We start from the raw sequence: 22,517 nt of genomic DNA on the forward strand, positions 1-22,517 counted from the left end.
AGGTCTGCTTATTCATATCGGAGAATAATATTTATATGATCTTAAGATCTTTGCAAAGTTCAGAAATTGATCTTATTTGGCAGCAGATTAGCCGCCGTGAATTAATTACTCAAAACTACATACAAAAACAGCAACAGTTAGAATTGGTTGATTGTTTTTTTGATGTACAAAATTGGGACTCATACCATCTAGAAAATGACCCACCTAAACTCAAACAGCTCTTTGAACAAGGTTCAATATTTGTCGGTGCATTTGATGCTTCTGAAAAACTAGTTGGTGTGAGCGTAGTCTCAAATCAAGTCATAACAGACTATCCTCACGCTAAATTACTCCACTATTTCTATGTCGATGCAGACCAGCAAGGTCAAGGCATTGGTGCTAAGCTTATGCAAGCCACAAAAGAGTCCGCCAAGCAACTCGGTGCAAAACAACTGTATATTTCAGCAACTCCAAGTCGGCGCACTGTAGACTTCTATATAAAGCATGGTGCAGAACCTCTAAGTGCTCCAGATCAACAACTTTGGCAGCTCGAACCTGAAGATATTCATTTACTGTGTAACGTTTAGCTCTAAATATTTGAAGATTTCCAGCCCAAAAAGCTGAAAATTAGAATTTGTAAAAGAAAAAATGGAAAGTTAAGGTATTTATTAAAATAGATGCCTTGACTTAAATGACATCTAAATAATTAAATAAAATAATTTTTAAGTTATTGTTTTATAAAATATATTATTATTTTAATTTTATAGACAAGCAGTTCATAAGACTGAAAGATCTGTTTGATTATCAACGTATTAACTTATCTTCATATGCATGAATAAAGAATATCAATAAAAGCAATTGTTTGTTTACCCCTTTTTTGCCTAAAATAAGCTATTCGAAATGAAACCATATTTTTTAGGTAGCTGTCGCCATGACCTTTGTTGTCACTGAAAATTGTATTAAATGTAAATACCAAGATTGCGTAGAAGTTTGTCCTGTAGACTGTTTTTACGAAGGTCCGAATTTCCTAGTGATTAATCCGGATGAATGTATTGACTGTGCATTATGTGAACCAGAGTGCCCGGCAAATGCAATTTTCTCTGAAGATGAGTTACCTGAAGGTCAAGAAGTATTTATTGAATTAAATGCTGAACTTTCTCAAAAATGGCCTAACATTACTCAAATTGGCGATCAACCAGCTGACCGTGAAGAATGGAACGGCAAACCTGATAAATTACAATATCTTGAAAAGTAATTTATAAAAAGATCAGCAACCGCTGATCTTTTTTATACCCTATTCAAACATTTCATTGCAAATTCCTCGTAATTTGTGCACTGTTTTGCATTAAAATAGCCGCAATATTTATAAGTGCTTAATTTTTCTTATGCGGAAGTTTTTGCAGAGTTTGGTACCCTTATGCATAATCCCAGCGGTTATGGTAGGTTGTGTCAGCTCTCCCCAACACACAACAACAGGCAAAACCTCTCCAAGTGGTAAACGAATCTTTATTCCACAAGAGCGCGTTATTATCGAGCGCCCAATTCCCCCTAAAGTTGAGCCTGCATCTTATCGAAGTTGGTTAAGTTCTGGTGAAAATTACCAGCGTGTTCGTGAATACGAAAAATTCTTAACCCGAAATAACGTTGCAGGCATTGTGCCAAGCTTTGAGTTATTACGTTCAGCACGTGATTGGCAAAAATGTGGCCGCTCTGAATATGCTGTACCTAATCGTGAGCTATGGGGAAATTCTTTATCTACCCTACGCGTATTTAAATATTTAGTTGCAGCAAAAGTTCTTACCGACTTTGAAGTGACTTCGGTTTACCGAGATTTACCTTTAAATGAATGTGCAGGTGGCGCAAGCTCATCTAAACATTTATTTAACTCGGCAATCGATTTCCGTATTGGTCCTGAGTTCCCCCAAGCTCAAGATTATGTATTTATCGAAAATACCAAGTTTAAACTTTGTCAGTTCTGGGCTCAGCATGGTCAAAGCTTAAATATGGGTATTGGTCTATATAGTTCCGGGCAGATTCATATCGATACTCAAGGCTATCGTACTTGGGGACCTGACCTCACCCGCAACAGTTCGATGTGTAATTTCTAATAAAAAACTCCTTTCAACTGAAAGGAGTTTTTTTTATTGTTCATTTCCCAATCAACCAAAATTTCTTGAAACGAAGATTTTTGCACTCTATGCATAAACGTTTAAAATAGCCCGATCAACATATAGGTAAATTTGATTATGCAGCAGATGTGGACAGACATTGACCAATATATCGATTCACATTTAATTCCCGAAGACCCGCGACTCGAATATGCATTAAAGAATACCGACGAACACGGCTTTTCAAATCATCTTGCAGTAGCACCTAACCAAGGAATGTTCTTGCAGATGCTTATTCAAATGAACAAATGCAAACGAGTCTTAGAAATCGGAACTTTTGCTGCATACAGTACAATTTGGTTAGGCCGTGCTTTACCTGAAGATGGTTATTTACTCACAATAGAAGGCCGTGCTACTCATGCAGAAATGGCTCAAAAAAATATCGACCACGCTAATCTTCCGGTAAAAGTCGATCTTCGAGCTGGCCGTGCTGCAGATATCCTTTCTGCGATTGATCCTCAATCTATCGAGCCTTTTGATTTTATTTTCATTGATGCAGATAAACAGGGTTATCCTGAATATTTAGAATTGAGTCTGAAATTCTCAAGATCAGGCACCATTATCGTGCTCGACAATGTAATTCGCGCAGGTGATATTTTAAATCCTGAAAATAAAAAACCGAGTATTGAAGGCATCCGTGAAATGTTTAAAGCCTTAGAAAATCATCCGCAAATCTTGTCTTGTACAGCCTTACAAACAGTTGGCTCAAAAGGTCATGATGGCTTCGCAATTGCAATTGTGAAATAATGGTTAAAAAATCATCTTTTTTATTTTATTATTTATAATCAATTAATTACTTTTATTACTGTTGCTTTTCCATATAGTTATCCACAAGATTTGCGGATAACTATATGCAAATCTCATCATTTAGCCACAAGTAATGGCACAGTCGCGTTTCGGAATATGGTTGTCGCAATACTTCCCAAGAAGAATTGGTGAATTTTGCTATGACTAAATGCCCCTAACACAATAATTTGAATACCGTGTTCTTGTTGGTACTCTAAAATATTTTGTGCAACATCACCATAACGGTAAACGGTGACTACATCTAAACCCGCTTGTTTAAGATAATGTTCTGGTTCATTTAATATTTCTGGATGATCACCTACATACACCAAATGACATTGCAGTGTTCGCAATAAGTCACTTTGGGCAATACGGCGCATCATTTTTTGGCAAGTTGGCGAATATTCATAAGCAAAGATAAATCGTGTTGGCACTTTAAAGTTTTCACCAATGGTCAACACAGTACAATTTGCACCACGAATGAAGTTTTCAACATTACTACCGATTGGTTTATGTTTCTCGGCTGCTCTTTCCCCGACTCGACCTAAAATAACGATGTCATTTTCATGTAAGAGATTAAAACTTTGTTCTAAAAAATCACCTTTTTCTTGAATTTTTGAACTGGTAATTCCGTGTTTTTCTTGAATAAGATCAGAAATATGGCGGAGTAAATTATTACTATAATCTAACGCGAGTTCACTTTGTTTTTGCTCTAGCTCAGCTAACTCTTTTAGCAGCATTGCATTGCTTTCAAAGCCGATTACCCCACTAATTTCACCAAGATGATAACTGGCTGGGTAATAGTCCAGAATTTGTAATAATACAAGTTCCCGTCCGGTTGCTTTAGCAACCCATGCTGCTGCATCAGCAATAGCATTAATACACGGTGATGAGTCAATACACGCAATAACACGATTCATGTTAGCCTCTCTTCTTCAGGTCTTTTGCCTTGGAGATTATTATTAAAACTTAGCTTTAACTTAACATAGATAAAAATTGGTATGTTAAGGTTTATGTATAAAAACCAACTTTTTTGTTTAAAGATCAAACATTTTATTACATTCTTAAGACTGTATTATTCTCTTAAGCGAATAAATTTTGCGGGATTTCCGCCGACAATATTGTACGGCTCAACATCTTTAGTCACCATACTATTCATCCCGACCACAGCATGTTTACCGATTTTAATACCGTCTTTGATCCCCACATGCGCACCCAACCAAACGTCTTGCTCAATTTCAATTCCTTTGGACGTAACTGGCTGCTGGTAAAGTGGACGGTCGAGTTGCATCCCATGGTCAAATGCATATAAATGGCAATAAGCGGCAATACGGACTTGATCATGCAACTTTATGCCCGTTCGTCCCCCATCTAAAATACAATGATGGTTAATCGCGACTTCATTGCCGATTTCGAGTGGTCCATGCAATGTGCAATCAGCCGCAATAAAACTATTATCCCCAATAATAATTTTGCGGCCTGGTTCAGCAAAAATATGTGCTAGCGGTGAAATAAAACAATTTTCACCAATCTCAACTGTTTCCATATCCATTAAATAAGCTTGATATTCCTTTTGCCACTCTTCAGCCCAAGCACGGTTTTTAGGTTTTAAAGTCCAATATAACCATGGCATATAGTTTAAGCGGTGCTTATGTTGCTCACGATATTTCAGTAAGGAATCAGTCATCAGTTAATTCCTCTTCAATTTTTAATTCTTCACGACCACGTGTTACGTCTCTGAGTTTTAAGGCGAGCGGTTCAATTTGATGTATCTGTAGTCTCGCTTCGATATCTACCCCTGTTGCCGTGTAGGTTTCCTGATATTCAATCTGTTGTTGATTCAGTTCATATTGAAATATCGCCCACTCATTAAAATGACAAGAAAAGTGAATCGTCTTCTTTGCAATGAGTTCAATACGTTCAGCCAATAATAAACATTGTCCAGCACAGCCACCGTATGCTCTAACAAGGCCACCCGTTCCCAGTTTTATACCGCCATACCAGCGGTTAACCATCACAATAATATTCGTCAGGTCATTCCCTTCAATAGTCGCCAAGATTGGACGGCCTGCTGTTCCTGACGGTTCACCATCATCGTTAAAGCGTACGTTATGCCCAATTTTCCAAGCCCAACATTGGTGAGTGGTCGAGATATCCTTGTTATATTCTAAAAATTCTTTAACCTGCTGTTCATTTTCTACTGGCGCAGCAATCGCCTGAAATCTACTTTTTTTAATTTCTTCTTCAAATGTAATCTGTGATGCAATCGTAAAAGCCATAAATAAGATAAAGCACAATAAAAATCAAATTATAACGTGAATTTAATAGAATCAAACCTATAAAAAAAGCCCCGAATCTCGGGGCTTTTTTATTATCTTTCTCGTAACGCTTCTTTGGCTTTATTAAATGGTTTAAGTAAGTAATCAAGTACTGTTTTTTGACCAGTACGAATATCTACTGTTGCCACCATACCCGGTGTAATACCAAACGCTTTACCTTCTTTATTGTAAAGCTTGTCAGAATCAGTGCGGATATAAACACGATAATAGAATTGGTCCTGTTTCACTTCATCACGAATCGTGTCTGGTGAAATAACCGTAACTTTACCTTTTAAACCACCATAAATTGAGTAGTCATAGGCCGTGATCTTAACCAGTGCTTCTTGTCCCGGACGAATAAAGGCAATGTCGCGCGGTAAAATACGCGCTTCAATCAGCAGTTGTTCGTCAATCGGTACAATCGTCATCAATTTACCGTTTTGAGGAACAACACCACCACGAGTAGTCACCGCAATTTCTTTGACCACACCACGTACCGGTGCTCTGAACACTGCACGGTCTAAACTGTCACTACGACCCAGTACAATTTGCTGCTGCGTTTCGCTATCCGTATTCGCTTTAGATAATTCTTCACGCGCTTTCACATAGTACTGGTTCTGCGCATCATTCATTTTGTTTTGCAAATCATTTGCTTCACGACGTAAACGTAAAACCTCAACCTCACTTGCTGCACCTTTAGCCACCAGCGGTTCTGTCATCGCCAGTTCTTGTTGCACAAGTTGTAACGCCTGTCTTAAACCTGCAAGGGTTTGTTCAAGATCAGCACGACGCGAGCGATATAATGCAGTTTCTTCTTGTACTAACTTTGGTTCTTTCATCACAATTTCCGGAAAAACCAAAGGTGTACCGTTTACTTCCGCACGTAAACGCGCTGCTGTCGCTTGAGCAGAGATCAGTAAAGATCTTGATTCACCGACATTTGATGCAAAACGGGTTGGATCGAGCTGTGCAAGAATTTCGCCTTTTTGAACGATGTCACCTTCTTGTACATTCAGCTTGGTTAAGATACCGCCTTCTAAAGACTGGATGACCTGCTCTTTAGATGATGGAATGACTTTACCTGTACCAGTAGAAACTTCTTCAAGTTTAAATACCCACGCCCAGATAAAGAAAATAACCAAGCCAATGCCCACAATCCAGATCACTAAACTGGCACGTGGTAAGGGTGGCTCACTATAAGAGACATTCATTGAACGGGTGAGTTGTTGTTCTTGTTGTGGTTCGCTCATGAATTACCCCCTTGGCTCACTTGTTTTTGTTGGGCTGTTGATTGATTGAGTACCTGATCTCTTGGACCGTCCATCACGATTTTGCCTTCGTTAACGACAATAATACGGTCCACCAGTTCTAAAACAGCACGGCGGTGGGTCGCAACGACCAAAGTACGATGTGCTAGCCAACCTTTTAAATGATCAATCAGTTGTTTCTCTGCCACGTCATCAATTGCTGCTGTCGGTTCGTCTAACAATAAAATGTTAGGTTGACGAATCAACAAACGAGCCAGTAACAATGCTTGTTTCTGACCACCAGAGAAACCAACACCACCTTCTAAAATCAGGTGATCTAGCCCTTCTTTTTTCTCTTGAACAAAAGGTAATGCACCCGTCACTACTAACGCACGAAGAATCTCTTCATCCGTTGCAAGCGGCGCGCCTAAAGTGAGGTTTTCACGAATCGTACCGTAGAAAAGATGTGCATTCTGGTTAAGTAAGCCCATATCACGACGTACATCAGACGGATCAATTAATGAAAGATCGAGACCATCTAAATGTACCGCGCCTTGAGTTGGAACTTGCATACCGGATAGAAGCTGGAGCAGTGTCGATTTACCTGCACCATTACGCCCCAATATGGCAATTTTTTCACCAGCACGAATTTTTAAATGACGGATTGCCAAACTTGGTTTCGGGTCTTCTTCTCCATATTGGAATAAGACATTTTTTAATTCGTAATCGCCATTTAAAACTGCTTTGTGTACCAGATGCGAACGGTCAGCCTGATCAATCGGGCGTTGCATGAGCTCATCAAGGCTTTGTTTGGCAACTTTTGCTTGCTGTAAACGACCTAAAACACCTGTAATCTGTGCAATCGGTGCCAACATACGTGAAGATAAAATTGAACAAGCCACTAACGCACCTGTGGTCATTTCACCGTCCATTACGGCAAAACATCCTACCAACACCACAATTGCATAGGTCAAACCTTGAAGCATTTGAGTCCATGCCATTAAGGTACCGACAATTTTACGCTGTCTCATCCCGATATCGGCTGAAACTTCATTCATGTGATTCCACTGGTTTTGGAAACGTGATTCAGCACGCAATAGCTTAATATCTTCGATGCCCTGCACCGCTTCGACAAGAATTGCGTTACGGATTGAAGACTCTCTCATGCCCTCTTGTGCGAGTTGCGCTAGCTTCTTTTGCACCAGAATACCCGGCAAAATCATAAGTGGCACAACCAGCAACATCACCCAAAATAGCTTTCCGCCAATAATCGCAAAAATGATTAGGAAAAGGAAAAAGAACGGGAAATCAGCAATAGCACTAATGGTGGTTGAAGTCACCAGTTCACGAACACCTTCGAGCTCACGAATCTGGGAAATAAAACTACCGGTAGACTTTGAACGGTCTTTATTTTTGATGCGTAAGGCATGACCAAATACACGGTCAGACACCCGTAAGTCAGCACGTTTACCAATAATATCGGATAAATATACCCGTGATATACGTAAGGTAAACTCAAAAAGTGCTGCAATGAGTACACCCCCTGCCAGCACCCATAAAGTCGGGATAGACTGTGAGGGTACAACACGGTCATACACTTGCATTGAAAAAATAATGGTTGCCAGTGCCAAGACATTGGCAATGAGTGAGGCAAACATAATATCAACGTAGCGCTTCCAGTCTCTTAGAACAATCGACCAGAACCAGCTTGCTTCGTACGGTTTGATATATTCGTCAATACGCGCATCGGGAATAGACGTTTCAGGACGCAGAATATAGACATTCTTAATTGTTGTTTTTAAGACATCTAAGCTTAAATTTTGGGAAAGGCCATGATCTCCACTAAACTGGATACTGACATTTCCTTGAGTATCAGCCTTATCAATTACACCAACTTGTCCGTCATTAAACTCGACCATGACAGGTAAACGCCATGGGTTGAGCAACTCTAAAGAAAACGGCACTTTACGTAAATTGAGTCCTACCTGACGTGTAATGAGCTGTAAAACATCATCAAGGTTTTGATTTTGGTTCCAGTCAAGTTGTAAACGAATCCTTTCTTCTGAAGGCTCAATTCTATAATGTTTAGCAATCGTTAAGACCGCCTGTAACCAGGGCTGGTAATTTATTTTTGTCATCATGGTTGTACTTCGAACCCCTGAATTGAAATATTATTTAAGTCATAAGCTTGGCGGGAACGTCCTGTTGCTGCAATGTACTGAACAATACTGCTGTAGATGTCATAACGTGCAGTTTCAAGTTCCGAATTGGCGCTATGAATCGCTTGTTCAGCATTCAGTAGGTCAACCAATGAACGGGTACCGAGTTTGTACTGCTCTTGATAAAGTTCGCGTGTACGAACTGTTGTCGCTTGGCGGTTGGCTAAAACCTGCATTTGACGTTGTTTATTTTCAATTTGTTCACGGCTAGTTCTGATCTGATCGAGCACATCCAGATACACAGAATTCACTTTAGATTTAGCGGCTTCTTCTGCATAACTTGCCATTTTTACTTGGGAAGAAACTGCCCCACCTTGATAAAACTGGCTGGTGGCTTCAAGCATGATGGAACTATATAAACCGTCGTCCTCATCATTGTTTGGGTTTTTTCCATTAATGGCCTGACTGACCGAACCTTTCACTGCCAAAGTTGGATAACGAGTTAAACGAGTCTGTTCCTTTTGAGCTTTAGCCACTTCAATACCCGCTTGTGCAGCGATCATTTTTGGAATGGTATTAAACTCAGGCTCACCATATAAATCAGATACTTTCACCAAATCATCTGAAATAATCCAACCTGTACGCGAAACATCAGCACCCAACAATGTTCTTAAATGTTGTTGGTACTGACGTAATAAAGATTGCTGTGCAATCAAACCGGACTGTGCAGCTTGTAAATAAGACTGAGCTTGGATCGGGTCAGCCTGGCTGCTAATACCAGCATTTGCACGTAAATTAGCGATTTCCTGAATTCGCTGAATACCCGCAATTTGCTGCTCGGCAATTTTATTTAATTGGAGATAGCGCTGAATATTGATAATCGACTGAGCCACATCAAGTGCAATATCATCAATGCTGACTAACACATTCGCCTGCTCGACTTGGAGTTTAGCCTTCTCAACCGATACGCCTGATTTGACTTTACCAAAATCATAAAGCATTTGAGTTGCGTTTAAAGTCAATAACTGCCGACCACGTTCACCACTACTCAAGTCTCCTGTGGTAATACCACCTGAAATTTGAGGATAGTAACCTGCCTTCGCAACATCAATACCAGCGTTTTGGCCAGCTAGAGTTGAAATGGCTTGGGAAATATCAGGGTTACGCTGGATGGCGATTTTCACCGCTTCCTGTAGAGTCATTTTCCTTGATGGCAAATTTGAATAAGATGAAGCTGCTCTATCATTGAGCTGAACAGTCGGAAACTCCTGCACTCTAGAACGATCTAGCCTAAAATTACTCAACTCTTGCATCTTAGCGACTTTAAATTCATCACTACTTTTAGGGGCAAAAAGTTGTGATAAGTTGTCTTTTAATGTGTGATATTGCTCACTTGGTTTAGCGGCATATATCACCATCGGTACATGCAGTGAAGTTAAAAGCATCAACCCTTTCAGGAAAGCTGGCTTTTTACATGTCCTTTTTACTCTTCTCTGGTTATATCCAATCATGCTTGTCTTGTTGATCTTGTTTGTTATCGTTTAAAAGCTTTTACATTCTACATATTTTTTTGCATAAAGAAGCATAAATGCAGGAATAATTCACACATTACTTTTTCATCAACTAAAGATTCTAATTTATTGTTTTTAAAAAATAAATACAAAAAAACTAAAAAGAGGCACTGACCTCTTTTTAGCCAATCAGATTAACTTTTTTATTTAAACTGTAAAATCGTCGCCTAAATATACTTTACGGACTTGTTCATTATCCAAAATTTCTTGTGGAGTGCCTTCCGCAATTACCGCACCTTCACTCACAATATACGCACGTTCACAGATTGCCAAAGTTTCACGTACGTTATGGTCTGTGATAAGCACACCAATACCACGATCTTTTAAGGTCTGGATAATATCTTTAATATCACCTACCGAAATTGGATCGACACCGGCAAACGGTTCATCAAGTAACATAAACTTAGGATCAGCAGCCAATGCACGTGCAATTTCAGCACGACGACGCTCACCACCAGACACACTCATTCCTAATGAATCTTTAATATGACTGATTTTAAAGTCATTCAACAATTCAGTAAGACGTTGTTGGCGTTGTTGCTTATTTAAGTCTTTGCGTGTTTCTAAAATAGACATAATATTTTCAGCAATTGTCAGCTTTCTAAAAATAGAAGCTTCTTGCGGAAGATAGCCGATTCCCTTACGTGCCCGTTCATGCATTGCTAAATCGGACATATCAAGATCATCAAGGTGAATTTCACCTTTGTCCATACGCACTAGCCCAACAACCATATAGAAGCTTGTTGTTTTTCCTGCACCGTTAGGGCCAAGCAAACCAACAATCTGTCCACTTTGCATACTAAAAGATACGTCTTTGACGACCCAACGTTTACTATAGTTTTTTGCTAAGTGCTTAATACACAAAGTTTGGGGTTGAAGAGCTTGTTGCATTAGTCACGCGCTCCTGGGAAACTTTTTGAAGTTGATGGCGGAATAATAATTTGAACACGGTTTGATGATGAACCTTGAGCTTCAACATCGCCTTTGTTCATACTATATTTCAATGAGTTACCACGGATGCTTGAACCATCTTGATATAGATATGCACCACCAGTCAAAGTAATAATGCCTGTATCTGCATTATAAACAATGGTTTGACCCTCGCCTCGTGCAACGCCCTTGTCAGCACTAATTTGCTGTTGGAATTTAGACGGTCTACCTTTGGCAGTAATCGTTTGAATTTCACGTTTAGAGTTTAGCGTAGCAACAATTGAGTCGGCTTGAAGCTTCATCGTACCTTGCTCAATCACGACATTACCCGTATAAGTCGTTAAACCCGTTTTCTCATTATAAGTTGCACGGTCTGCCACTAACGAAATTTGTTGATTACGGTCAGACGGTAAAGCAAAAGTCGAAGCAGATGATAAAGCAACGAATGTAATTACCGCAGCTTGTTTTAGGAAAGCTGAAGAACGTTTTAAATTAAGACTTTGGTGCATACTTTCCTCGAATATTAAAAAATTCGTACTGACCATTATTCAAATTAGCTTTTAACCCTTTGCTGACAAACTCGGCTTGCGGAGATTGAACAACCACTTGGTGATCGGGTTCAATTTCTCTGGTTTTTGGATATCCAGTTAACTCATCAGTTTGGAATTCAATCTTCCCTTGTGGCGCCAGTTTAGTTGCGACCACATCACCCGATAAAATAACTTTACGGTTATCATCGTAGCCATTTGCCTGTTTTGCAAAGAATGTTGCATCAACTTTGCCATCTTTATACATCGAGGCATTAAGTTGATCCAACTTTGATGTTTTTTGTTGCATATCCTGTTCAAGCTGACGAACTTCAGCACGGATATACAAATTGCCTTGATCATCAGTTTGAGTCAAATGGACGCCCTGCGCTGAATATGTCATATTCTTCGCAGAACCAATGTCTAGTTTTTTTGCCTTGCCACTATAGTAGTAGTAACCACCACTTATAGCAGCAACCACTACAGCAACAATTGATAAAACTCTGGTATCCATGAGCAGGAATAGCCTACCTTTTTAAGTAATCTTATTATTAATGCGGTACTGCAAGATATTTTTCAAGAAGTTCTTGGTAAATGCCTTTTGCGATCAGCAACATATCACAGACTTCACGTACAGCACCACGCCCGCCCATCGATTGCGTAACTAAATGCGCACGGCGACGTACTTCTTCGTGACCATTTGGCACAGTAACACTCATACCTGCGATTGCAAAAGCAGATAAATCAGGCCAATCATCGCCCATATATAAGCAATCAGACGGCAAAATATTAAACTGCGCACATGCTTCACGAAGTGCTGAGCCTTTGTCTTCACGGCCTTGAAAAACGAGGTCCACACCTAAATCAGACATACGTTTTTCAACAATATTACTTTTTCGGCCAGTAATAATGATAACTTTCATGCCTGCTTGCTGCGCAAGCTTCATTCCTAAACCATCACGAATATCGAATGATTTAATTTCATCGCCACTATTGGTTAAGGTTACGAAGCCATCACTCAGAATACCATCAACATCCAGAACCAATGCCTGTAAATGACGTGCTTGTTCTAACAATGCATAAGATGCCATTGATTAATTTACCCCTGCCTGAATAAGGTCATGCATACTAATTACACCAATCACTTTGTTTTGGTCATCTACCACCACAAACTGACTAATTTTTTTCAGGTTCAGCTGTTGTAGAGCTTCTACCGCACGTGCTTCTTGAGAAATCGTTGATGGTTTTTTTGTCATCACTTCTGAAACAGGCAAATTCACATCGAAACCTTGCTGTTTATCAATTAAACGGCGCAAGTCACCATCGGTGAAAATACCAAGTAAATGTTCTTGTTCATCTACAATTGTCGTCAAGCCTAAACGTTTATTAGAAATTTCATAAAGCACTTGATTCATTGGTGTATCTGGTGAAACTTTTGGCAGTTCATCGCCTGTATGCATCAGATGTTTTACATGTAAAAGTAAGCGTTTACCCAACGCACCTGCTGGATGCGAACGAGCAAAATCATCTGCAGTAAAACCACGCGCTTCAAGTAAAGCGACAGCCAGTGCATCACCCAATACTAAAGTTGCTGTCGTACTCGACGTAGGCGCCAAACCTAATGGGCACGCTTCGTCAGACTCACCTAAAGTTAAAGCGATGTCAGCATTTTGTGGCATTGGGCCTTTATCATCACGGCTAATCGTAATAAGAGGAACGCCAAGATGTTTGATTAAAGGCATCAACATCATGATTTCATCACTTTTTCCAGAATTGGAAATCGCAATTAAAACATCGCCACGAACCAGCATTCCCAAATCGCCATGCCCAGCTTCGCCCGGATGCATAAAGAAAGATGGTGTACCAGTTGAGGCGAAAGTAGCAGCCATTTTACGGCCAATATGCCCTGACTTACCCATGCCAGTGATCACAACACGACCTTTACACTGTAACAATATTTCACAAGCTCGGTTAAAACTGTCACCAATTTGTGTTGCTAACACGTCTAAGGCTTGTTGCTCAATACGCAATGTTGCTAATGCGCTGCTTTGGAAATCTGTAGGATTGGGCATACGAGTTTGACTCAAAATAATTGATCTGATCTCTTGTGAAGATCGGTGATTTTAATCAAAAGATTTGGGGGCATTCTAACATAACTCAATCATCTACACGTTTTTAAATGTATAAGATTTCACAAGCTTATAAAATTCTTGCATAAACCTTTGTGAAAAATGATGCATCAGTTATGATGTAACACTGTTTTTGTTGAGTGTTTGAAAACCCTTATGCAACCGTTTGTTTTATATAACTCTGAGCAACGAAAAAAAGTTGAATTTGTACCTCGCAAAGAAGGTCACATCGATATGTACGTCTGCGGTATGACCGTTTACGACTACTGTCATATCGGGCATGCTCGAGTTATGGTTGCATTTGACTACATTATTCGTTTCTTACGTAGTCAGGGTTGGAATGTTCGCTACATTCGCAACATTACCGACATTGACGACAAAATCATCAAACGTGCGAATGAGAATGGTGAAACAATCCAACAACTCACCACTCGTTTCATCGATGCAATGAATGAAGATGCGGCGAACTTAGGCTGTTTAGCACCTGATGAAGCACCTAAAGCGACTGAATATATCGACCAGATGCAAAACATGATTGGCAATTTGGTGAATAAAGGCGCTGCTTACCCTGCTTCAAACGGCGATGTTTATTTTGAAGTGACCAAATTTGAAAAATATGGTCGCCTCTCTGGCCGTAAGCTTGATGACATGCAAGCTGGCGCAAGTGAACGTGTTGATGTAGAAGTTGAAAAGAAACATCCTTTTGACTTTGTACTTTGGAAACATGCCAAAGAAAATGAACCGTCTTGGGCATCTCCTTGGGGTAATGGCCGTCCGGGTTGGCACATTGAATGTTCTGCAATGTCGACTTGCTGCTTAGGCAATCACTTTGACATTCATGGTGGTGGTTCAGATTTAATGTTCCCGCACCATGAAAATGAAATTGCGCAAAGTGAAGCATCAACTGGCGAACAATATGTAAACTACTGGATGCATGTTGGTTTCATTAACGTTGATGGGGAAAAGATGTCTAAGTCTTTAGGCAACTTCTTTACGATTCGTGACGTGATGGAGAAGTTCCACCCTGAAGTGATCCGCTACTTTATTGTGTCTTCACACTATCGTAGTCCTGTGAACTTCTCTGATGTGGCCCTAAAAGAAGCAAAAACTTCTTTAACTCGCTTCTATCATTCATTTAAAGCTTATCATCAAGTGTATGGTCAAACGACAACTGAAACGCTTGAGCAAAGCTTTATTGAACGCTTTAACAATGCAATGTGTGATGATTTCAATACTGCTGAAGCAATGGCTGTATTGTTTGAACTCAACAAAGAGTTAAACCGTGCTGTAAAAGAAGAGCAAGCTGACCAAGCAACTGTGCTTTATTCGACATTACGTCACCTCACCAACATTTTAGGTTTGGTACAACACAATGTAGATGATTTCTTAAAATCGGATATTGGACAAGAAGCGCTTGCTTTGTCTGATACTGAAATTGAAGATTTCATTCAACAACGTGTTGATGCGAAAAAAGCAAAAGACTTTGCTAAAGCAGACGGTATTCGCCAGTCTTTACTCGACCAAGGTGTGGTACTTGAAGACACTCGCCAAGGTACAGTTTGGCGCCGTGCTGATTAAACGTTCAATTAGATCACAAGAGTGTTGACACTTTAGTGAAACACTCTATAATGTGCTCACATTGCGGGAATAGCTCAGTTGGTAGAGCATAACCTTGCCAAGGTTGGGGTCGCGAGTTCGAGTCTCGTTTCCCGCTCCAAGATTTTATGTATTAAAATCAATAGGCTGCATAACTTTAACGAGTTATGTGGCCTGTTTTTTATTGTCGATCGGTCAGCTTTGACTACTCAAAATAGTCAAAATTCGCATTAAAAAACGCTTTATATTTCCGTTGCGACACCAAAAAAGTGGATGTCTTTTAGGCATTCGCGAATTTTGGTGTCGCAGCGACACCACGAAATTTGGAGTGTTATTATGCAAAAGCCGGTTAAGCGCGGGGACGCGTGGCGCATCACTGTTCGTTATCTAGGTAAACGTTATACAGCTACTCGAGATACTGCGAGTGAATGTGAACAATGGGCCGCAAAAAAATTATTAGAATTACAATCTGAACAGGCTAACCCTGAGCCTGAAAAAATCCATATCTCCTTCTATGCCCTTTTTGAACAGTACTATCAAGAAGAAGGCAGAAAAATGAAGAGTGCCCGCTTAATTACTCAAATGCTTAAATGCCTTAAGAAGAATTGGGGGAAATTAGCAGATGAATCAATTCATGACCTATCACCAGCATTAGTTAAACAATGGCGTGATAAACGGTTAAAGCAAGTTAAAGGTGCAACAGTCATTCGAGAAATGGCTATGTATAGCTCTGTTTTTGACTTTGCTCGGAAAGAACTATTTCTAACTAAAGAAAATCCATTCAAAGAAATATCAAAACCTACTGCCCCTCCTCCACGTAATCAAAGGATTTATCAAAACCATATAGATGCTGTTTTAGCAGGGCTCGATTATGAATGGGGAAAAGTGCCTATTTAGCCAAGACACCGAGTTGCTTGGTCATTTCTATTTGCGCTTGAAACAGCAATGCGTAAAGGTGAAATACTTAGTGTAGAGAAGCGATTAATATTTCCTGATTTCATTCGTCTATTAGATACTAAGAATGGTACTTCTCGTGATGTGCCATTAACTTCCAAGGCAAAAGAGTTACTTTCTTGGTTGCCTGACGATCCTAACGATGACCGCATGATTCCTCTTACCTCGAATGCATTTAGATTAATATGGCAACGTAACTTACGCAGAGTTGGCTTAGATGGTGTTATTACATTCCACGACTCACGCCATGAAGCTATCACCCGTTTTGTCCATGACTACCGTTTACCAGTAGAGATCCTAGCGAAAATTACTGGCCATAAAACGATTAGTGTTTTAGTGAATACTTATTACAATCCCACAGCTTCGGAAATTGCCAAAATGCTGACAGCTGCTTAGAATACTTGCCAGAATGAGGCATTTTCCATGTCTCATTCTTAAACTGATAGATAGTTTTAGTTGTCAAAACTTAATAACTAGACCAGAAATTTTATAAATAATTAATGATAGAAAATGTTTAAAGATATTTTAAGAAGAAATGAATTTTCTCAATATTTCTCTTTAAATTTAAAATAGTATTTATATGTTACTAACATAATTTTTCCAAATTCAAAGCGGTCTATACTAGAACTTAAGATCAACTATTTTAGCGAATAGAGACCATTCAACTTAGATAAATTATTTTGTCATACTTATAAAAGCATGACCACTTTTAATAAAAATTCGGTATACTAAATATTTTTAAAATCTCCAGTTAATAAAATATTATAAATCCTTTTCTATCATGAATAGTAATTTCAAAGTGAGTATGCAAAATATTAGGCAGTTTAGCTTTTCTGATACCAGAGAACCTATTGCAAAAAAGCGAATAATTTTCCCGAATTAGACATTTGTAATAGTATCTACTTTAGTTTTCAGATAAGGAAGCTACCATATTTCTTGATACTTTTAACATCCTAATCCTCTGTAATAATATATTTTTTATTTTTCAAAGTAATCAGCAGCTGTATTAAACCTATTAATAAAAGTATTGAAGAAGAGAAAAACAACCAAATCATATTAAATTTTGATATAATTCCTGCTCCCCAAATTGCCCCTATACCTATTGAATAATTTAAAATAGCAGAATTAAAAGCTGCCATTATGGCAGAGCTTTTACCTGAGGCCACAATAACCCATGTTTGTAAACTCGTAAAAAGTACAGATATAGAGATACCCCATAAAAAAATCAGAAATAAAAAACTATAAAATGTTACATCAGCCCCAATATAAAATGTTAAAAACAAAGAAAAAAACATTAGTATTAAGAAAATTATAGTAATTTTATCAGTGTGATTATTTATAAACTTCATGGTTATTATATTTCCAAGAACTCCAGAAATACCAAATATTATAAAAATTATTAATAAATTACTTTTAGAAAAAAAACTTAAACCTCTAATATATGGTTCTATATAAGTGTATGAACAAAAATGTGCAACAGAAACTATACCTGTAATAGAGACAAGAGACCATGAAAACTTATTTTTTAATAGACTCTTAAGTATAACTGGTTCATTTTTAACCTCAGTATTTATATTAGGTATAAAATAAATTATTAATATCAAACAAAGAGCACCACATAATGAAATCAATAAAAAAGATAGATTCCAATTGTATTGATTACCTATATAATTCAGTATAGGTAAGCCAGTAATTGTGGCAATTGGTATACTGGAGAAAATGATTGATGAAGCAACTCCTCTCTTTTTAATATTTACTAGTTTTATGGAAAAATCAGCAACAACTGCCCAAAAGACCCCGTGACCAATAGCACACAACAATCTAAGAAAGAAAAAAATGATAATATTTTTAGAATATACAATTGCTGTATTTCCGATAAATAATAGAGTGAAAATTATTATAAACAATAATTTTCTATTAATTTTATTAAAAATAAGAGAGAAAAAAATACCAAAAGTAGCTCCTATAATTGCATAAAATGAAACTGACAACCCAATAATACTAGGCTCAGTATTTAGAGTATATGCTATGTTGCTCAATAAACTTATAGGTGCAAATTCGGCTAGTATCATTACAAAAGCACAGAATCCTAAAACTAATATCGGTTTTAACTCTCTTATCTTCACTATTAAAGGTCCATAGTTTGATTATATCTTATAGTCAACATTATATTCTTTTGTCCAAGTATGTATTCCGACTATACGCTCCATCACCATTCTATTGTGTAGTGGTGAGTAATCTGAGACTTCATTTCTTAAAAACTCTTTTATTTTATTTACATTTAATAGTTGAGATAAATTAGAGCTTTTGTCTTCGATAACATATTGCGTTTTTTTCTAAGTTCAATTTCATATGCTGGGTCTTGTGTTGCAGGGTATGGGTTTTTGATTCGTTGTACTATTGAAGGCGGTAGTAAATCCTTTGCGGCGGCTCTTAGTATACTCTTTTCACGGCCATCAAACTTTTTCATCTCCCAAGGAATGTTAAAAGCATATTCTACAAGTCGATGGTCACAAAAGGGTACTCTTAACTCTAAGCCGACAGCCATACTCATACGATCTTTACGATCCAATAAGGATTGTACATATCGTGTTAAATGAATGTGTGTTATTTTCCTCATTCGTAGATTGTCAGGGCTATCACTACTTAGTACAGGAACATTATTTAGAGCTGTTTGATAACTATCCCTTAAAAATTCATTCATTTTTAATGACTGTATAAATGTACTATAAAAAAAAGATTTTCCATCAAATAAATTAGTAAATAAACTGTCTCCTGTACCTGTAATAGCACCACGGCACCATAACTTTATTTTCGCCTCATCATCATGAGATGTTCTTAATAATCTTAAACTTAAATCATAAGTCATGGCTCTTTTATCGGCTGCGATAAGTATGCAGTCTCCCAAATGAGCCGAAATAATCATTGTCATTGCTGTATTTTTTGAGTTAAATGAACAAGAAGATGCTGTAAAAACAACTGTTTCTTTTAAGATATTTTTGCCTTCGGGAACTGAATATAATCCTCAAGTTAAAATTTATGGTCATACATATACAAAAGAAGCCAATTCAAACCCCTTAATAACTGAATATCAACTTAAACTATTTCAGGATAAAACCGAAAAAGAAGATAAGCATAAAGTTCAAAATCGAACTATACCAACTACTTATCCTGTACCTGAAGGTTTAAGGATGGTTGCTTATTTGAGGAATGAAATTAAGACAGCTGGCGCTAAAAATGGCATAGATCCTCAGATCGTTGCATCTATTATATTTGAAGAAAAAATGCATGGTGTATGGGCTTATAGAAAGAACCTCTTATCCTTTTATCTTAATCTAGGTGAAGTCTATCCTCATAACAGCTATGGCTTTGGAGAGATGCAAGTTGGCTTAGCAGCAGAGTTGATGAACATTGATAAAAGGAATCCAGACTGGCTCTATGAAACTTTTGTTGTGATCTGTACTGATGCCACTGTAGCTATGGATCTAGTAGCAAAAAATGTGGTCCGTGGTGGAAACATATTGGGACGGAAATTAACACTACAAGAGTCAACTGTTTTTTATAATGCGGGTGAAAAGGCTTTAAGAAGTTGGATAAAGGGAGAAATTCCAAAAGAAAGGCTTGAAAAAGCTGTCTATGCTCGTTCATGGAAATGGCAAGAAGCTATAAAATTAGCTCTTAATGATGACGTAATAGCAATTCCAGATGGATGCCAAGGAACTTGCCGTGCAGATCCAGAACTACAAGTTAAAACATGGAAATTTGATCCATCATTAAAATTGAGTTTATAAATTATGATTAGATATGTGGCTATATTATTTTTATTCTTATCGGGTATTGGTGGATATACGATTGATAAGTTTGGTCAAGATTTATGTATTAATGAATATATTGCTATTGGCACTATTACCTATTTTAAAGAGTTAAATGGAGTATCGGCTAATGATCCATCAATGTTAGGGATGTGTGGCCTATTATCGATCATATTTTCAATAATCTTAATTTTTATAAGAAATAAATATTTTTATACTATTGTTTCTCTGGTTCTATTATTAGCTGAATTAATACTACTAAACATGATGGAAACTGTATCTTATAAAGAGATTATTTATGATTCCATCACTAAGTGTTCAAATTACTCAACACTTATATGGCTTTTATTTCAAGCTATGTTCTTAATTTTTAGTAGTATTTATGTTTTCAAAAATAAATAAAACAGAAGTTTAAAATAAAGGGGCGAAAAGCCCCTTTTTTATTAGTTATCTTTGCCTCTGGTTTTGATTAAATTATCAAAAAATTCACTATGTGATACACCAAGGAAATTCATGAAATTCTGCAAGAGGCTCAATTCTCTTTTCATCGTATGAGCTGAACATCCAGCTAATAAGATGTTCAGCAAAACCAGAACCTTCATAGTGAAACGCGGTTAGCGATCCAACCGTAAAAGAATTGCTCTTGTGTGGGGTTGCGCTCACAGATTTCAATATAACGCTGGCCCTGCATGATATTAAGTACTCGCACTAATACTTTCTCTCCTTCTTTACCGCGCTTAGCCAGATAAGTCTTAAGCGCATTTATAGTAGCTGGACCGTAAATTCCATCTACAGTTAGATCTGGCCACCCTGCCTTGCCTTGGTTGTTTAAAAGATTTAAAGCACGTTGCAAAAGTGGTTTTGCAAAACCAGTACCACAATTCACACCAGTGTCTAGAAGCTCTTCAGCTACTGCAGAAGAAACGATATTCACTTGGTCAAATCGCGGAGCCGTCCAGTACAGCTTTTTATAAATGGCTTTGGCCACTTCAAGCGGTAAATCTTTCATGTTGCCCTTAAATCCGCTTGCTCGAGCAACTGCTTCAGTAATACCATATTTGGTTGCCCCTCCTCTATCCGCAGGATTATTTACATACCCGCCTTCACGCTTAATCAATTCATCAAGATATTGTTCAATGTTCATTTCACTTTCCTTATAGACGTAAAAAAACCACCCGAAGGTGGCGCAGTCTTTTCAAGTTGGTTTATGCTTTTATAGAAGCAATTATTACATCCAACTTCCACATTAATATTGGTATGGAAAACAAAAGAATAAATGCAACTATTGTTTGCCATAAGCCGTACTTTTCAATAGATACTTTCATAAGCTCCACTATTGGTTTAAAATGCTCCATATAGATATATCTTCTCCTTAATCTAGCTCAGGTTAAGTTGATAAAAAACCTCAGTGCGCCAACACTGGGGTTTTTGATTTTTGATCATAGAAAACTTAGTGATGAGTTACCTCCGGCCTGATTTCCATGTAATAAAAAACCGCCCGAAGGCGGTCGTTGAGAAAAATTAGTTAATTCGCTTTTTTACAAAGCTACTCCGCAAATATCCTTAGTACCTGTTGGATAAGTTTGTGTAATTTTTGATTGATCCAGTAGGAACTCGATCGAAACATCTTTGTTCGCATCAGTTGCTGCTAAATCATAAAAATTAGAGGTTAATGAAAAATATAGATTATCGAGTTTAGAAGGGAACGTTGCAAAATAACCTTTGTTAACCCCATTAAAAACTAAACCAACTTGATTAGAGTTCTGATTAATATAGATACCAATTTTTTGATAACCATCAGAAGTAACTTCTGGAGCTAAGTTAAAACCATTAGAAATTAACGCACTATCATTTGATGTAGTTTGAATATAAAAATTATTAGTTGTCGGCCCATGTTGGTAAGCAACTATAAAATTTACAGCCTTACCATTCTGCATGATTCCACCCGATAAAGCGGGGAAAATATTTACATAACCAGTATTACCTAGTGTAGGAACTTTAATTTTATATTCAAAAGCTATTATTCCGGTTGTCGGTAGTATTTTGTCACCACGTGTATAGAGCATAGCTTGAGAGTCATTTGCGGCTAATACCCTTTTCAGATAATCTTGACTGAAAGCTGTGTAAATAGAACTTTGCTGAGATGTCTTATAGGAAAACTTATTTCCTGTAATAGTTGGGAACTTCTGAACAGAAGTATTACCTAAAGATTGTAATTGGGCTAATGTTGCATCAAAGCTATATGTACACTCAGCAAATGCACTACTGATTCCACTGAAGCCCATTATTGTTGCTAAAATAATATTTTTCACGTCGTTACCCTATTTTTATTTTGAACATT

At 37.8% G+C, this 22,517-nt stretch carries 22 protein-coding genes, 1 tRNA gene and 1 pseudogene; 9 read left to right on the top strand and 15 right to left on the bottom strand.

All coding sequences use genetic code 11. From position 1 onward, the window contains the following. Nucleotides 1–35: 35 nt before the first annotated feature. From J580_RS09115 to J580_RS09125, 4 genes are all read left to right on the top strand, one after another. Nucleotides 36–566 carry a GNAT family N-acetyltransferase gene (locus tag J580_RS09115; RefSeq protein WP_032003903.1) on the top strand — a complete coding sequence of 177 codons (531 nt, stop codon included), beginning with the start codon at nucleotides 36–38 and terminating at the stop codon, nucleotides 564–566. A 344-nt stretch (nucleotides 567–910) separates the two neighbouring features. Then, the gene (fdxA, locus tag J580_RS0104105) at nucleotides 911–1,234 is read left to right on the top strand and encodes a ferredoxin FdxA (protein ID WP_002051033.1); all 324 of its coding nucleotides are present in this window, start codon (nucleotides 911–913) and stop codon (nucleotides 1,232–1,234) included. A gap of 130 nt (nucleotides 1,235–1,364) precedes the next feature. Continuing rightward, nucleotides 1,365–2,087, top strand: a complete 723-nt coding sequence (locus J580_RS09120) for a D-Ala-D-Ala carboxypeptidase family metallohydrolase (RefSeq protein WP_212750312.1) — start codon at nucleotides 1,365–1,367, stop codon at nucleotides 2,085–2,087. 138 nt (nucleotides 2,088–2,225) lie between these two features. Next, on the top strand, nucleotides 2,226–2,894 hold the full coding sequence (locus J580_RS09125) for an O-methyltransferase (RefSeq protein WP_017399972.1): 669 nt from the start codon (nucleotides 2,226–2,228) through the stop codon (nucleotides 2,892–2,894). A 116-nt stretch (nucleotides 2,895–3,010) separates the two neighbouring features. On the opposite strand, the gene J580_RS09130 is transcribed toward J580_RS09125, so the two are convergent. The 11 genes from J580_RS09130 to J580_RS09180 all read right to left on the bottom strand — a co-directional run bounded on the left by J580_RS09130 (nucleotide 3,011) and on the right by J580_RS09180 (nucleotide 13,757). After that, complete coding sequence (locus J580_RS09130; protein WP_002115820.1) at nucleotides 3,011–3,853, bottom strand: universal stress protein; 843 nt, start codon at nucleotides 3,851–3,853, stop codon at nucleotides 3,011–3,013. Between the two features lie 155 nt (nucleotides 3,854–4,008). After that, complete coding sequence (locus J580_RS09135; protein WP_032003905.1) at nucleotides 4,009–4,620, bottom strand: chloramphenicol acetyltransferase CAT; 612 nt, start codon at nucleotides 4,618–4,620, stop codon at nucleotides 4,009–4,011. Next, a complete protein-coding gene (locus tag J580_RS09140) occupies nucleotides 4,613–5,212 on the bottom strand; it encodes an IMPACT family protein (RefSeq protein ID WP_032003907.1) in 600 nt (199 codons plus the stop codon). Before J580_RS09140 ends, J580_RS09135 begins: the two co-directional genes overlap by 8 nt. 92 nt (nucleotides 5,213–5,304) lie before the next feature. Then, the gene (locus J580_RS09145; RefSeq protein WP_005076849.1) at nucleotides 5,305–6,501 is read right to left on the bottom strand and encodes an HlyD family efflux transporter periplasmic adaptor subunit; all 1,197 of its coding nucleotides are present in this window, start codon (nucleotides 6,499–6,501) and stop codon (nucleotides 5,305–5,307) included. Further along, nucleotides 6,498–8,639, bottom strand: coding sequence for a type I secretion system permease/ATPase (locus J580_RS09150; protein ID WP_032003909.1), 2,142 nt, complete (start codon nucleotides 8,637–8,639; stop codon nucleotides 6,498–6,500). The genes J580_RS09145 and J580_RS09150 overlap by 4 nt, the downstream gene beginning before the upstream one ends. Beyond that, the gene (locus J580_RS23980; RefSeq protein WP_017481420.1) at nucleotides 8,636–10,102 is read right to left on the bottom strand and encodes a TolC family protein; all 1,467 of its coding nucleotides are present in this window, start codon (nucleotides 10,100–10,102) and stop codon (nucleotides 8,636–8,638) included. Before J580_RS23980 ends, J580_RS09150 begins: the two co-directional genes overlap by 4 nt. A 273-nt stretch (nucleotides 10,103–10,375) precedes the next feature. After that, on the bottom strand, nucleotides 10,376–11,119 hold the full coding sequence (gene lptB, locus J580_RS09160; RefSeq protein ID WP_002122331.1) for an LPS export ABC transporter ATP-binding protein: 744 nt from the start codon (nucleotides 11,117–11,119) through the stop codon (nucleotides 10,376–10,378). Beyond that, on the bottom strand, nucleotides 11,119–11,667 hold the full coding sequence (gene lptA, locus J580_RS09165; RefSeq protein WP_002122334.1) for a lipopolysaccharide transport periplasmic protein LptA: 549 nt from the start codon (nucleotides 11,665–11,667) through the stop codon (nucleotides 11,119–11,121). Before lptA ends, lptB begins: the two co-directional genes overlap by 1 nt. Beyond that, a complete protein-coding gene (gene lptC, locus J580_RS09170; protein ID WP_032003911.1) occupies nucleotides 11,651–12,199 on the bottom strand; it encodes an LPS export ABC transporter periplasmic protein LptC in 549 nt (182 codons plus the stop codon). Before lptC ends, lptA begins: the two co-directional genes overlap by 17 nt. A 37-nt stretch (nucleotides 12,200–12,236) precedes the next feature. Beyond that, nucleotides 12,237–12,776, bottom strand: coding sequence for a KdsC family phosphatase (locus J580_RS09175; RefSeq protein WP_002122322.1), 540 nt, complete (start codon nucleotides 12,774–12,776; stop codon nucleotides 12,237–12,239). Nucleotides 12,777–12,779: 3 nt separating this feature from the next. Then, the gene (locus J580_RS09180) at nucleotides 12,780–13,757 is read right to left on the bottom strand and encodes a KpsF/GutQ family sugar-phosphate isomerase (RefSeq protein ID WP_002122342.1); all 978 of its coding nucleotides are present in this window, start codon (nucleotides 13,755–13,757) and stop codon (nucleotides 12,780–12,782) included. 213 nt (nucleotides 13,758–13,970) lie between these two features. Here J580_RS09180 and cysS point away from each other — a divergent pair, with 213 nt between their 5' ends. The 3 genes and pseudogenes from cysS to J580_RS0104110 all read left to right on the top strand — a co-directional run bounded on the left by cysS (nucleotide 13,971) and on the right by J580_RS0104110 (nucleotide 16,760). Continuing rightward, the gene (cysS, locus tag J580_RS09185) at nucleotides 13,971–15,392 is read left to right on the top strand and encodes a cysteine--tRNA ligase (RefSeq protein ID WP_032003912.1); all 1,422 of its coding nucleotides are present in this window, start codon (nucleotides 13,971–13,973) and stop codon (nucleotides 15,390–15,392) included. Between the two features lie 63 nt (nucleotides 15,393–15,455). Continuing rightward, nucleotides 15,456–15,531 (top strand) — tRNA-Gly (locus J580_RS09190). 215 nt (nucleotides 15,532–15,746) lie between these two features. Continuing rightward, nucleotides 15,747–16,760, top strand: a pseudogene (locus tag J580_RS0104110) (tyrosine-type recombinase/integrase). A gap of 557 nt (nucleotides 16,761–17,317) precedes the next feature. On the opposite strand, the gene J580_RS09195 reads toward J580_RS0104110, so the two are convergent. Together J580_RS09195 and J580_RS09200 are read right to left on the bottom strand one after the other, a co-directional pair. After that, complete coding sequence (locus J580_RS09195) at nucleotides 17,318–18,490, bottom strand: MFS transporter (RefSeq protein ID WP_032003913.1); 1,173 nt, start codon at nucleotides 18,488–18,490, stop codon at nucleotides 17,318–17,320. 155 nt (nucleotides 18,491–18,645) lie between these two features. Continuing rightward, nucleotides 18,646–19,296 carry an asparagine synthase C-terminal domain-containing protein gene (locus J580_RS09200; protein WP_081403606.1) on the bottom strand — a complete coding sequence of 217 codons (651 nt, stop codon included), beginning with the start codon at nucleotides 19,294–19,296 and terminating at the stop codon, nucleotides 18,646–18,648. A gap of 67 nt (nucleotides 19,297–19,363) precedes the next feature. On the opposite strand from J580_RS09200, the gene J580_RS09205 reads away from it, so the two are divergent. Next, a complete protein-coding gene (locus tag J580_RS09205; protein ID WP_228131061.1) occupies nucleotides 19,364–20,155 on the top strand; it encodes a hypothetical protein in 792 nt (263 codons plus the stop codon). Between the two features lie 3 nt (nucleotides 20,156–20,158). Continuing rightward, nucleotides 20,159–20,578 carry a hypothetical protein gene (locus tag J580_RS09210; RefSeq protein WP_032003916.1) on the top strand — a complete coding sequence of 140 codons (420 nt, stop codon included), beginning with the start codon at nucleotides 20,159–20,161 and terminating at the stop codon, nucleotides 20,576–20,578. 196 nt (nucleotides 20,579–20,774) lie between these two features. Here J580_RS09210 and J580_RS09215 read toward each other — a convergent pair whose 3' ends face one another. Then, complete coding sequence (locus J580_RS09215) at nucleotides 20,775–21,320, bottom strand: glycoside hydrolase family 108 protein (protein WP_032003917.1); 546 nt, start codon at nucleotides 21,318–21,320, stop codon at nucleotides 20,775–20,777. A gap of 394 nt (nucleotides 21,321–21,714) precedes the next feature. Beyond that, nucleotides 21,715–22,488, bottom strand: coding sequence for a DUF4882 family protein (locus J580_RS09220; protein WP_032003918.1), 774 nt, complete (start codon nucleotides 22,486–22,488; stop codon nucleotides 21,715–21,717). Between the last annotated feature and the right edge of the window lie 29 nt (nucleotides 22,489–22,517).

This window comes from Acinetobacter sp. 1542444 (assembly GCF_000581835.1).
Lineage (GTDB): Bacteria > Pseudomonadota > Gammaproteobacteria > Pseudomonadales > Moraxellaceae > Acinetobacter > Acinetobacter pittii.